Here is a 13,611-nt window from a genome sequence, read left to right on the forward strand (position 1 = left end):
TGTTATAGTTGCTGTATATTCTCGGCAGGTGCCTGCCTTGTTTTATCGGCCGATACTGTTTTTAGTTCGTCGATATGATGGCGGTACCAGTTCACACCGGCGTACTGCACGTTGATGTTACAGATCTCGGGTTTAGCGTTTAGAAGGTCAAGGATATCCTGGCAGGAAAAAGCACTATTTTCAGGATAAAGCTCCCTGAAAACCCTTTCTATAAAATAATAATCCTCCGCATAATCAATCGTAAACCTATGCGACATGGAATAATCCATCCCCGTTGGCCATGCAAAATTGCCTATCCTGAATAGTTCGGGGTTTTCCCAGATGTAGGGAGTGGTGTGTTCCAGTTCTAAAGGGCGTGTGGCATTTTCCCTGGCTTTGGTCAAGGAATCCATGGTCATGATCTCTACATCATTGCCATCCGGGTAGGTGGCGGGGTGAAGGTTGCTTACAAAATCAAATTGATCGCGGTTGGCAAAAAAGTAATCCAGTACTTCATCAATTACGCGTGGATCAATAAGCGGACAATCTGAAGGAATCTTTAACACCACATCGGCATTAAATAATTTGGCCGCCTGGTAGTGTCTGTCGAGTAAGTTGTTGAGGCTGCCACGGAAGCAAGGGATGCCAATTTTGGCAGCTTCTACTTCGATTATATCATCGTCGGCTGTTTCGGATGTAGCTATCACCAGTTGCGCCTCGTGTTTGATCATCTGCAAACGCTCAATCATCCGCGCAAGCAAACTTTTACCCAGTATAGGTAACATCACTTTGCCTGGCAATCGGCTCGAGGCCATACGGGCCTGTATCACTATCAGTATCTTCTCTGTCATGGTAATTGGCTTACCAGCTTTCTACTAATTCTTCTTTTAATTGCAGGTTTGCTTCGTTAGCCTGATATTCTGCTAAGGCCATGTTGGCGTCAAAGGCTTCCGCGTTGCCTTTATGGTTTATATAACTACGGCACAAAGCGGCGATATTTTTTGCCGATGTGCCCTCGTTTTGGATAGGAGTGAGCCTTTTCAACTCCTCCACATCAAATAAGGAGTGTACTTTTTTACCGAGGGCTATACCGGTGTAAACAACGGTTGAGTATTGGGTGATCAGCTCAACACAGTTGGCTATCATATGGTTGGTATTGCCTTTGGCATATATGAGTGTGCCTGCCGGCGCATGGGCCTTGATCTCCCGTTCGGCACGGTCAGCGTTTTCATTTGGGTGAAGCTTAAACAGCAATGGGCGACCATTTGCTATGGCTACAGCTTTCTTAATAAACGCTATCCTGTTTTCAAAGCGGAAGGTTTCGCGCATATCGGTGGTAGCTACCATTACATAGCCATGATGCGGAAAATCATTATTTATATGCTGCGCCAGATTATCATAGTTAGGCATGCCTGTTACTACGATCTTATTTTCTGGCGTGCCTTTACCTGCAAAATACTGGCGGTAGCCTTCAGATGCAGCGCAATAAATATCACAGCGGTTTGATGATCCGTTAAGTGATGTGTTGCCGCATAGGGTAGGTGGTAGTTTCAGGTTGCGCACCACATGGCTCCATGGGGTATAACGGTCAATCATGCCTTCCTGTACCCAAATAGTTTTGGTTTGGCGCATGCGTTGTGGCACTATCAGGTCGGTGCAGAATACTACCAGATCATACCGGTTTTTCTTTGCAGCGAAATCTATCGACAGGCTATGATTGTTAAGGTACTCTTCAGATATCAGCCTGAATTTATTGGATAATACCGTGCCGTTAAAAAGCCTGGTATTATTTAAAGTATAATTAAGGGGCGCGTTATCTGTAAACAGTTGGCTAAACCAACAATCAAATTCAGGTAGCTCATTGGCTATCTGGTGCATTTGTGTGGTTTGGTTAATTGAACCGGTAATGAACAATATTTTCTTCATCCTTTTATTTCAATTAGCGCTTGTGATTTGATTCATCGATTAACGATTTTATCATGTTAGTTTAAATTACATAAGCATCTATCGGGTAAAAACTTATGATTTGATAAATGTAGGCGGGCTATTTTTAGATAATGAGAACTTATAGTTATTAAATTATTAAGCAGGGATAGGGAAGAAATTATTTATTAACAAACACGGCAGATTGTTAATAATCAGGTTGTAAGAATGTGTTAATTAAAAGGCTTTGTGCCGATTTAACACAAAGTAGATGTTAAATAAATATATTATTTATATATGGCTGTCGGCAGTTGGATTAGGACGGCTAAGTGGGAAGATTTAAACGCTTTTGTCATGATTAAGTATAAGTGACAAATGTTATTTTATTTAGCGCTCAGGCTTTTTATTTTTATCACCGATTAGGATGTTATTTACACCCGGACTGAAAATCGATCAACACAATCATCTATAAAAAATAAAAACATGGAGCCTAAAATTGGTATCACCCCCGAAAACCTTGCTAAAGTTGCACACGCGTTAAATGGCATACTGGCCGATGAGTTTGTATTATACACCAAAACCCGCAACGCCCACTGGAATGTTGAAGGCCCGGATTTTCACAGTAAACATTTATTCTTCGAATCGCAGTATAATGAGCTGGACGAGATCATGGATAGCGTGGCCGAGCGCATCCGTTCATTAGGTCATTATGCTCCTGCAACGCTGAAAAGCTTTTTGCAATTAACCCATCTGTCAGAACAATTGCACGAAAAAAATGATGGCGAGGGCTTTGTTCGCGAACTGCTTAATGACCATGAAAGCCTGATCATCCGCCTGCGCGAAAATATCAACTATTTTGCCAACGATCTGGGCGATGCCGGTACCAGCGATTACATCACCGGTTTAATGGAAACGCACGAAAAAATGGCCTGGATGCTAAGGGCACACGTGAGATAATCTTCTAACACGGATCTATACCCTTATTATATAAGGGCTATAATTATAGCCTGGTAGGATAACTTATCAGGCTATAACATTAAATAGTATAAGCAGGGCCGTAATGAACAGTACTATCATTCCGCTCAAAAACAAATAATCGGCAGTGGTTTCCCAGCGTCCGCCTGTTTTTAAATTCCCTCTGATAGATAGAAACGAAAGGATACAACTCGCCATAAAAAATACCAAAGCGATGGTTACTGTTTCATCGATGTAAGTACGTTGCGATAAATTCAGAAATTTTAATGATGTAAGCACCACAAAGCAAAGCCCCAACAGGTTTGACGCGGCATTTAATATATGTGGCGATTTATTGTTGGTAGCCATTGTTAAGGTTCAATTAAGATATCGATAAAACTATCAAAAATAGTTATCGTTGATGCTATTCATTTGTTAAAATCCTTTATTAAAGGCGATGTCGAATTTTTATTAAGTCCAAATAACGAAATGTCGTCATTTAACGAGGTTGGTTTTAGTTGTATTTGTTTGTGAATCAATTTGTTATTGTTTGGCTCGCAACTTGCCTGTGTTTTTCTGTATTTTTAAAGCTCCTTCATCTTAATACATATACCCATGACAAAAAAATTACTTGTCTCTTCTTTATTTATAGCCGCCGGTTTTTATGCGCGCGGCCAGGCAATAGCCCCATCGGCCTGGCAAAAGTTTTCTGATAGTACCGTTGTTGCCGTTCATGCCTCATATGATAATGTTAGCGGCATCCACCGCTGGCTATTTGGCGAAAATTACCGTAAGGATTGGGCCATGAAGGTTAGACTGCCAATAATTAAATTATCGGAGGTAAACGGCGGTCTAAGCCCCCTGAAACAAGGTGGGGGTATGGAATCCAAATCGTTAAGGCTTCAGGATAAAAGCGGTCGCGAATGGGTATTGCGCAGTGTTGAAAAGGTTCCGGATAAATTGCTTCCGCCAAATTTGCAGGGAACGTTTGCTGTTGATTGGGTGGGCGACGAGTTTAGCGGGCAGCATCCTTACACCGCATTGGTTGTGCCGCCCCTGGCCGATGCCGCGAACGTACCTCATGCCAACCCCGTTATTGGTGTTGTTGTTGATGATCCTGCCCTTGGTCAATACAGCAAAACATTTGTAGGCCTGGTTTGCCTTTTGGAGGAGCGTGAGCCTACCGGGCACTCAGACAATACCTTTAAAATGGAGGATGCGCTTTTAAAAAGTAACGATAACCGTGTAGATGGCCGTGAGTTTTTAAGGGCAAGATTACTTGACCTGCTCATGACCGATTGGGACCGTCACGAAGATCAGTGGCGCTGGGCTGATGCCAAAAATGGTAAGGGCAAATTGTACACCGCCGTTCCGCGTGATCGCGACCAGGTGTTTCACGTTACGCAGGGCGTTTTTCCATCAATAGCCGCGTTGCCATGGATCGATCCTATGCTGGAAGATTTTAGTGGTGATATTCCACGTGTAAAATACTCGCTTTTTAAAACGAAGTTTATGAAGGAGTACCCCGATGCGCAGCTTTCTTATGATGAATATATGAAAATAGTGAACGAGTTTGTAAAAGCCGAGAGCGACGCCGTGCTGGAGGCCAGTTTACAGCGTTTGCCAAAGGAGATCTACAAGTTCCGTCATGATGAAATGCTTACCACGCTCAAAAAACGCCGCGATAATATTCCGGCGGCAATGACCGAGTATTATAAATTCATTAACCGTATTGTTGATATCCGCACAACTGATAAAAGCGAGTTGATCACTGTAACCGACGCGCCCGATAACGCTACCCGTGTCACGGTATCAAGGATAAATAAGGACGGCGAAACTAAGGATCAGCTGATGGATATGATCTATAACCCGGATATCACTAAAGAGATCAGGCTATATACCTCGGCAGGCGACGATAAGGTGCAGATCAATACTGCCAAATCGCCTATAAAATTAAGGTTGATAGATAGCGTAGGTAAAAAAACTGTTGATGTGCAGGAAGCTAACCGTACGGTAAATTTTTACGGGCGTGAGGATAGCGTGACTTTTACCGGCAAAACCGGCAGGTTAAGTAAGCATTTATCAAACGATACTTTAAATACCGAGTTTTTACCAACTAACCTATATAATGTATGGATGCCTTTGGCTACCGCTGCCTTAAACAAGGATGATGGCTTTTTATTAGGGCTTGGTTTTAAATATACGGGGTACGATGGTTTTAGGAAAAGGCCATATTCAACCATACAGCAGGTAATGATCACCCACTCGTTCGCTACCGATGCATTCAGGATAAGGTATAGCGGCGAATGGATTGATGCTATTGGCAAGGCCGATTTTGTGATGCAGGCCAATATCCAATCGCCCGATAATACGGTAAACTTTTTTGGCCTCGGTAACGAGAGTGTGCTGAATAAGTTTCCGGGTTACCGTACTTTTTACCGTACCCGTTATGATATTTACCAGTTTGATCCCGGTTTGCGCTGGCATACCGGTAAAAACAGCGATGTAACAGTAGGGCCGTCGTTTCAGTATTATCATCTTGATATATCGGATAATACAGGCAGGTTTATTAATCAAACATCGCTTATCAACTCGTACGATAGTTTAACAGTTGGCAAGGATAAAGTTCATTTAGGCGCGCTTATTAATTACACCACCAATCAGCGGGATAACAATATCCTGCCAAAAAAAGGTTTTTATTTTACAGTAACTGCGCAGGGGTACAAAGGCCTTAATGATTATTCAAAATCATTTGTGCAGATAAAACCTGAGTTTACCTACTACCAAAGCCTTACACCGGGTGGCGCTGTTGTACTATCGGATAGGGTAGGCGGTGGCGTAAGCTTTGGTAAGCCAGCCTTTTATCAATCGATGTTTTTGGGCGGACAGGGTAATTTGTTGGGATATCTGCAAAACCGCTTTGCGGGTAAGCATATGGTGTTCAACAACCTGCAGGCAAGGGTTAAACTTGCCGATATTGCCAGCTATATTTTACCTGGCCAGTTAGGCCTTGTAGGCTTTTACGATGCAGGCCGTGTTTGGGTAGATGACGAGCACTCGGATAAATGGCATACCGGTACGGGCGGCGGCTTATATTTTGCGCCGGCAAGCTTAACAGTTTTGCAGTTGCTGGCAGGCCACTCAAACGAGGGTTGGTACCCTTACATTTCGCTCAACTTTAGGCTTTAATTAATCAGAGCGAAAAGTTGTATAACTGAAAGGAAAAATGGCCGGGGTCTAATTAACAGGATCCTGGCCATTTTTGTTTTGTTTTGATTTTGAGTGTGTTATGTTTGTGGTGTGCCAAATTGTACTATTGGTAAAATAATTAAGGAATATTTAACATTAAGTAGTGAAATGGGGCTTTAAAATGCATTTCTTTATAATTCCTTATTCTTATGTTGTTAATCTGAAAATCCTGTCTTAACACCGCGGGGGTAGTTTTGTTGCAAACTAACTGTATTGCAATGAAACAAAATTTACTTAAAATTTCACGGTTGTTCATGCTTTTAGCAATAGGTGTGCTTGCTTACAGCACCTCATTTGCGCAAAGTTTAACAATCAGGGGTATCGTATTAGACGAGGCCAATCAGCCGGTACCTGGCGTAAGCGTACAAATTAAAGGTACTACCTTTGGTACCGTAACAGGCACAGAAGGCCGCTTTACACTTGCCGTTGAAAAGGGCAAAGTGTTAACTTTTAAATTTATAGGTTACACCACTCAAGAAGTAACCATCGGTACTGAAACCAATATCTCGGTTCAATTAAAAAATGATTCGAAAGCTTTAACTGAAGTTGTGGTAACTGCTTACGGCGTAAAAAAAGAAACCCGCCGTTTAGGTTACACCGTTCAGGAAGTTAAAGGTCCGGAATTGGTAAAAGCCCGTGAGCCTAACCCTATCAACTCATTGGCTGGTAAGGTTGCGGGTTTAACAGTGGGTACCAACGCCGAGTTATTGGGCCGCCCGGAGATTGTTTTGCGTGGTAGCAAAGACCTTCTTTTTGTGGTTGACGGTAGCCCGATCAACTCAGATACCTGGAATATCAGCCCTGACGATATTGATACTTACACTGTACTGAAAGGCCCTAACGCCGCGGCATTGTACGGTTCAAGAGGTATCAACGGTGCTATCATCATCACCACCAAAAAAGGTACTAACGATAAAAAAGGCTGGGAAGTTAACTTTAACAGCAGTACTTTATTTGAAGGTGGTTTGATCGCTGCTCCTGAAGCACAAACTGAATACGGTCGTGGTAACGCTTACCACTATGAGTACCAGGCTAAAGATAACAGCAACGTATACGTACCTGCTGCTGATGCTTTGTATGATAATGGTAACCGTTTAGGCGAATATGGTCCTCGTTTTGAAGGCCAGTTATTACGCCAGTACGATAGCCCTTATAACACTACTACCGGCGTACGTACACCAACTCCATGGGTAGCACGTGGTAAAAATAACTTTGATAACTTTAGGCAAACCGGTTTAATTTCAACCAATAACTTAGCTGTTGCAGCAAGTGGTTCAAATTACAATACCAGGTTTTCATATACCCACCTTTACCAAAAGGGTATGTTCCCTAATACAAAGTTAAATTCTGATAACTTCAGCCTTAATGCCAGCTACAATATCTCATCTAAGCTGACCATCGACGGAAACATCAACTTTAACAAACAATACACTCCAAACATCCCGGATGTTAGCTACGGTCCTAACAGCTACATTTACATGTTTAAGGTTTACGGCTCGGCAGATTATGACGTGCGCGACCTTGAAGATATTTACAAAGGCCCAATGGGTGTGCAGGATCTTGTACAATACGCTCAAGAGTACGGTCGTTTAAATAACCCATGGTTCATGGCTAAAAAATGGTTACGTGGTCATGATAAAACTGATATTTACGCTTACCTGCGTTTAAACTATAAAATTACACCAGACCTGAACCTGAGCTTACGTTCACAGGTATCTACCTGGAACCAGCAACGTACTGAGCAAGTACCTTCATCGGCCAACTTAAATGCCTATACATCATGGTATAAATTTGGCTGGTACGGTGATTATCGAGAAGACGACCGTAAGCTGTTTGAAAACAACACCGACTTACAATTAAACTACAACAAAACCTTCGGTAAGTTTTCTGTAAGTGGTTTATTGGGTGGTAACTCACGTTCATTTACTTACAACTCTTTTTACGGTACTACACGTGCTTTGGCCTTGCCTAACGTATACGTATTATCAAACTCGGTACAGGCTCCGCTTTCATACACCTGGGATTCAAAAATGCAGGTATATAGCGGTTACTACTCGTTCGACTTTGGTTTTGATAAATACTTAAGCATCAATACAACCGGTCGTGTTGATAAATTATCAACCTTTGCTAAAGGTCACGATACTTTCTTCTATCCATCAGCTTCGATCTCATCAGCAGTATCTGATTATGTGAAACTGCCAGAGGTGATCAGCTTCTTGAAAGTAAGGGCTTCTGTTGCCGATATTAAAAGCGGTTTAACACAATCAACCGTTGGTACTGCTTACAAACAAGTTACCGGTATCACAACCAGCACCTTGTTAAACTATGGTACTGAGTTATATAGCTCGTACGATGGTCCAAGCTACACCAACCAGGATGCTGCTTCATATTCAACATTATACAATAACCAGCCTTCGGTTACTTATTCAAACACAAAGGCTAACGCTAACCTGAAACCATTCAACCGCGTATCTTACGAAGGTGGTATGGATGTTAAATTCCTTAACAACCGTTTAGGTTTAGATGTAACTTATTTTGATACTCAAAACGGTCCGCAGATCTATCAGTTCCCTATTGCTCCTTCAACTACCTTCTCTGCTTATAACCAAAACGCGGTTACTACCAAAAGAGCTGGTTGGGAGTTATCATTAACCGGTTCGCCTATCCGTAACAAAGACGGCTTATCATGGGATGTGAACGTTAACTACTCTACATTTAAAGAAACCTTATCTAAAATTGGTTACGGAACAAATAATACCATCGCGTTGGGCGTAGGTAACCACAACTACGCTGTTGGCGACAGGGTTGACGAAGTATTCGGTACCAAATACCTGCGCGATGGCAATGGCAACATTGTATATGATGCAAGTGGTGTATTGATGAAAGCATCAGGCTCAAACAGCCAAATGTATGGTTCATTAGGCCATTTAAACCCCGACTTTACTTTTGGTATCAACAACAGGTTTTCATACAAAAACTTCACTTTCAGCTTCCAGTTTGACGGCCGTATAGGTGGTGTTATTTATGATTATAACTTCTATGCTACAAGGCAAGGTGGTACCGATCTTTCAACCGTACAAGGTGTTATCGGCGCTGCACGTTTAGCCGAGTGGAACTCAACCAAAGTTGGTACACAAGCACCAACCCCGGCCTTATTAGGTAACGAGCAAGGTGCCGGTGTTAAAATTATCAGCGGTACACCTAAATTCCAAAATGGTGTTATCTCAAACTTAAATGAGCTTACTTTCGCTCCAAATACAACGCCAATTACAGTTCAGAGCTACCTGAACGGTAACGTTAAATCTATCGATGAGCAGTACATGATCAGCAGGTCGTTTGCTAAACTGCGCGAGGTAACAATTGGTTACAACCTTCCTTCTAAAATATTAAAAGGTAGCTTGATCAAAGCCGCTTCAATATCATTGGTTGGCAGGAACCTGTTATACTTTGCTGCCCGCAAAGACTTTGATATTGATCAATACGCTTCTGGTTATAACTCAACCGATAACACAACCGGTGGTGCCGCTGCAAACGGTGCTTTGCAAAGTACTACTGCCCGCAGGTACGGTTTTAACCTTAACGTAACATTCTAAAAATTTTATAAAACATATTTATAAAGATGAAAGCATTAAAATTTATCACAGCGGCGGTTGTTTTGGCAATGTCGATAACAAGTTGCCAGAAGGGAAACCTTAACTCAAACCCCAACGCTGTTAACGCTAACTCGGTTATCCCGGTATCGTTAATAGTGAACCACCTTACCGCCATTTTGGTAAGGAGCGAAGAGATGCCATTTGGCGATGTAAATAAATCAAACCAGTTTCAGGTTTCAAACTACGCCAAATATTGGGGTACTAACGAAGATACCTGGTCGTACAGCGGTCATAGCTACGAAATATTGAAATATGCTATACAGTTAGAGGTACAGGCTAAAGCGCAGATAGCCGGCTCTCCAGCCAGTAACAAATACCTTGCTTTGGCAAAATTCTTCCGGGCGTATTCGGCTATCTGGTTGTCACAAAGGGTAGGTGACATCCCTATGAGCCAGGCTGGCGACATCAACTTCCTTACACCGGTTTTTGATACCCAACACGATGTTTACAAAAACTCATTACAGTTGTTGGATGACGCCAATACAATTATGACTGCTGTTGGCTCAGGCTCAACAATTTTTGATACCGGCGATATTTTCGGCTTAACTAACCTGCAATGGCAAAAAGTAATTAACAGCTACAGGTTAAGGATACTGATTAGCCTAAGCAAAAGGGCTGATGATAATGCCGACCTGAATGTTAAACAACAATTTGCCGCTATTGTTGGCAATGCTACCACTTATCCTGTATTTACAAGCAACAGCGATAACCTTGTTTACAGGTTTAACGCTACCAACTTATACCCAATTTTCGCTACCGGTAGCAACTCGTACAATAACTTTATGAACGTTGGTAAAACTGTATTGGATATCACAACCTCTACAAAAGATCCACGTACTTATTTAATGGCTACCCCGGTAACTACAACTAACGTTGCCGATTTTTCAAACTATTTAGGTGCTGATCCGGGTACTTCTTTAGCAACCCTGCAAAATGAGGCTGCTACAGGTAAATACTCGTTCTTTAACGCTCAGCGTTATTTAGGTGTAAACACCGGTGCAACTGCCGAGCTTTTCATCTTTATAGGTTATCCTGAAATGTGCTTTAACATTGCCGAAGGTATTAACCGTGGCTGGGCTTCAACGCTTGCCGCAACCGATGCAAAAGCATGGTATGATAAGGGTATCGCAGCTTCTTTCAGCAACTTTGGCTTAAATGTTAATGCAAATTCAACAGTTAATATATCTGATGTGGGTGGTAAAACCCTTGGTACTGCAACTACTGATAATGCAACGTTTTTGGCTAATGTAAGCTATAATTTAACATCAACTACTGCTGCACTTGGCCAGATCCTGCAACAAAAATATGTTGCCTTCTTCATGAACTCGGGCTGGGAAGCATATATGAACCATCGTCGTACCAACCTGCCTGCATTTAGCGAAGGTGGTACCGGTTTAGGCACAGTTGGCGGTAAATTGCCACGCCGTTGGTTGTATCCTTTGGATGAGATCAACTCAAATGCTGCCAACTATCAAAAAGCTATCGCCAGCCAGTTTGGCGGTGCCGAAGATGTATTTAAAGATACATGGCTTACTAAATAATATACGTACATAATTAATTAAACAGCGGCCCGGTTTCGGGCCTCTGTTTTTTCCATTTAAAACGAGTATGAAAAAAATATTATTGTTTCTTGCCACCTGTGCTGCAGGACATGCACAGGCGCAGGTTGCTGATAGCGCCAAACGTAAAGTTGAATTACAAGGCGCTGTAAACTTCCGTGATATTGGTGGGTATAAAACCAAAGACGGTCACCATGTAAAATGGGGTAAAGTTTACCGCAGTGCCGATATGAGCAAGCTTACCGATCAGGACCTGGCCACCTTAGCCGAGCGCAAAATAGCATATGATGTTGATCTGCGCGGTACCCAGGAATCAAAACAGGCTCCTGACCGTATGAACCCCAATACCGATTATATTTTATGCCCGGCCGGCAGCGATGATGCTAATAGCAATATCATGAGTAGCTTAAGGAAGACAACCCACGGCGATTCGGTTATGACGGCTTATTATTCAAATACAACCTTCCTTGCCGATAGATACAAGCCATTTTTCGGTAAACTGTTGGCCATGCCCGAAGATAAAAGCCTGGTATTTCATTGCACCGCGGGTAAAGATCGTACCGGTATTGGTGCCGCGTTATTGCTATATAGCTTAGGTGTTCCGTACGAAACCATTATGAAGGATTACGAAGCTTCAAACTATTACCGTGCTGCCGAAAATGAAAAATCGGTTAATGGTATGGTGAAGTTTATGAAGATAGATGAGAACGTAGCCAAAGATGTGCTGAGTGTTAAACAGGAGTATCTTGATGCTACTTTTACGGCTATTAAAAAGCAATATGGTTCTATAGATAACTATCTTAAAACGCAGATAGGTTTAACCGATAAGGATATCAAGGCGCTTAGGGCTAAGTTTTTGGATTAAGTAATGTCAACCATGTCATTGCGAGGTACGACGCAATCGCACACATTCAGGTTCGCCCTGTATAGTTCGCGATTGCTTCGTACCTACCCATGACATGTTTAAAAATGGGTGTCATGCTGAGCTTGTCGAAGCATGGTGGGCGGGCCTCTGCGCGCGACCCTTCGACAAGCTCAGGGTGACAGGCCGACCCGCCTGATGTCATATAATCCTTCAGAGGCTTCGGCTTTTATTACTTGCAATCAAATTTTTAACTCTCCCCCTTTAGGGGGCTGGGGGGCTACTTCGTCAACGTAGTTTCATACAAAACCTTCCCCGTCATATTAATAGCCTTCACATGCAGTTTATTACTGTTGATGGCAAAGTACATAAACCCGTGCTCGGACGCTTCAAATTTACTATAAGGTATGCCTGAAGTAACCGGGGTAAGCTCCGATCCTGCACCAGAAATAAACTGGTGTGTATAGCCTTCAGGCTTAAGGTGCTGCAAGGAATGGTCATGGCCCGATAGGTAAACATCTACTTTGTATTTTTCAAAAACACCAGCCAGCTTTTCCCGCACGGTTAAGGTGTCGTAGTTTTTTATACGCGGACCAACGGTGTAGTAGGGGTGGTGGCCAATGATCATTTTCCATTTAACATCGGCAGAGGCATTTTTTAGTTGCTCATTAATCCATACCATTTGTTCTTCAACCTGTTGTTTTTTATCATCATGCAACATTGGGTCGGTATCAATCATCAGCATTAAAACTTTATCGGTTTTGCCCAGCGAAAACTCTTTTTTATAGTAAAGCGAAGGCATGTTCCAACGGCGGCTCACTTTGCTGTAACGTACCTGTGCCATCGGATCTGTTCCCCAATCGTGATTACCTAAAATAGGGTACCAGTTGCATTGCAGGGAGTGCGCGGTATAAATATTCTCGAACGAATAATGAAACTGCGGATCGTTTTCGCTGATCACGCCAAGGGGATAAAAATTATCTCCCACCGATATCACAAAATCATTAGGATTAGCAGTACCCCATAAACCCATTTGTTTGGCTACCTCGGTTTGGTCGTACTCGCCGTTGCGACCCCAATCGCCAATGGCCATAAAGTGTACGTTAAACTCATCCTTCAGGCTGGCCGATGGCGAAAGGTCATCACTTTCAAAATGTGTCACATTTTCGCTGGCTAAGGCGGTTAAGGGGGCTATAACAGATGCGCCAAGCGCCGTGATGGTGGTGTTTTTAATAAAATCCCTGCGTTTCATTTACAATGAGCGTTTAAGGCCAAAGGTATATAAGTTGGTAACCGGCCATGATAAGAAATATTTAAGTAACTGTAACTATTGTGTTAACCGGTATGGATTTTTCTTATGAGGTGACGTTTGCTTAAACCCAAACCCGCAGGTAATTAAAGGTTTACGAAAGATTAATTTTCTTAATCCGGA

The 13,611-nt window shown here is 42.5% G+C and carries 9 protein-coding genes; 5 read left to right on the forward strand and 4 right to left on the reverse strand.

Translation table 11 applies throughout. The features are described 5' to 3' along the window. Positions 1-2: 2 nt before the first annotated feature. Together AAFN85_RS05450 and AAFN85_RS05455 are read right to left on the reverse strand one after the other, a co-directional pair. On the reverse strand, positions 3-830 hold the full coding sequence (locus AAFN85_RS05450) for a glycosyltransferase family protein (protein ID WP_347525979.1): 828 nt from the start codon (positions 828-830) through the stop codon (positions 3-5). A gap of 10 nt (positions 831-840) precedes the next feature. Beyond that, positions 841-1,905: a hypothetical protein gene (locus tag AAFN85_RS05455; protein ID WP_347525981.1), complete on the reverse strand. Its 1,065-nt coding sequence runs from the start codon at positions 1,903-1,905 to the stop codon at positions 841-843. Between the two features lie 480 nt (positions 1,906-2,385). On the opposite strand from AAFN85_RS05455, the gene AAFN85_RS05460 reads away from it, so the two are divergent. Then, entirely contained in the window at positions 2,386-2,859 is a 474-nt protein-coding gene (locus tag AAFN85_RS05460) for a DNA starvation/stationary phase protection protein (RefSeq protein ID WP_347525982.1), read from the forward strand. 66 nt (positions 2,860-2,925) lie between these two features. Here AAFN85_RS05460 and AAFN85_RS05465 read toward each other — a convergent pair whose 3' ends face one another. Continuing rightward, positions 2,926-3,225 carry a hypothetical protein gene (locus AAFN85_RS05465; RefSeq protein WP_347525983.1) on the reverse strand — a complete coding sequence of 100 codons (300 nt, stop codon included), beginning with the start codon at positions 3,223-3,225 and terminating at the stop codon, positions 2,926-2,928. A gap of 246 nt (positions 3,226-3,471) precedes the next feature. Here AAFN85_RS05465 and AAFN85_RS05470 point away from each other — a divergent pair, with 246 nt between their 5' ends. The 4 genes from AAFN85_RS05470 to AAFN85_RS05485 all read left to right on the forward strand — a co-directional run bounded on the left by AAFN85_RS05470 (position 3,472) and on the right by AAFN85_RS05485 (position 12,182). Beyond that, the gene (locus AAFN85_RS05470) at positions 3,472-6,045 is read left to right on the forward strand and encodes a BamA/TamA family outer membrane protein (protein WP_347525984.1); all 2,574 of its coding nucleotides are present in this window, start codon (positions 3,472-3,474) and stop codon (positions 6,043-6,045) included. A gap of 278 nt (positions 6,046-6,323) precedes the next feature. Further along, on the forward strand, positions 6,324-9,698 hold the full coding sequence (locus AAFN85_RS05475; RefSeq protein ID WP_347525985.1) for a SusC/RagA family TonB-linked outer membrane protein: 3,375 nt from the start codon (positions 6,324-6,326) through the stop codon (positions 9,696-9,698). A gap of 26 nt (positions 9,699-9,724) precedes the next feature. Beyond that, on the forward strand, positions 9,725-11,299 hold the full coding sequence (locus tag AAFN85_RS05480; protein ID WP_347525986.1) for a SusD/RagB family nutrient-binding outer membrane lipoprotein: 1,575 nt from the start codon (positions 9,725-9,727) through the stop codon (positions 11,297-11,299). A gap of 67 nt (positions 11,300-11,366) precedes the next feature. Beyond that, positions 11,367-12,182 (forward strand): tyrosine-protein phosphatase, encoded by an 816-nt coding sequence (locus AAFN85_RS05485; RefSeq protein WP_347525987.1) that lies wholly within the window; start codon positions 11,367-11,369, stop codon positions 12,180-12,182. A gap of 277 nt (positions 12,183-12,459) precedes the next feature. Here AAFN85_RS05485 and AAFN85_RS05490 read toward each other — a convergent pair whose 3' ends face one another. After that, positions 12,460-13,431, reverse strand: a complete 972-nt coding sequence (locus AAFN85_RS05490; RefSeq protein WP_347525989.1) for a metallophosphoesterase — start codon at positions 13,429-13,431, stop codon at positions 12,460-12,462. Between the last annotated feature and the right edge of the window lie 180 nt (positions 13,432-13,611).

This window comes from Mucilaginibacter sp. CAU 1740 (assembly GCF_039839285.1).
In the GTDB taxonomy this organism is placed as follows: Bacteria; Bacteroidota; Bacteroidia; order Sphingobacteriales; family Sphingobacteriaceae; genus Mucilaginibacter.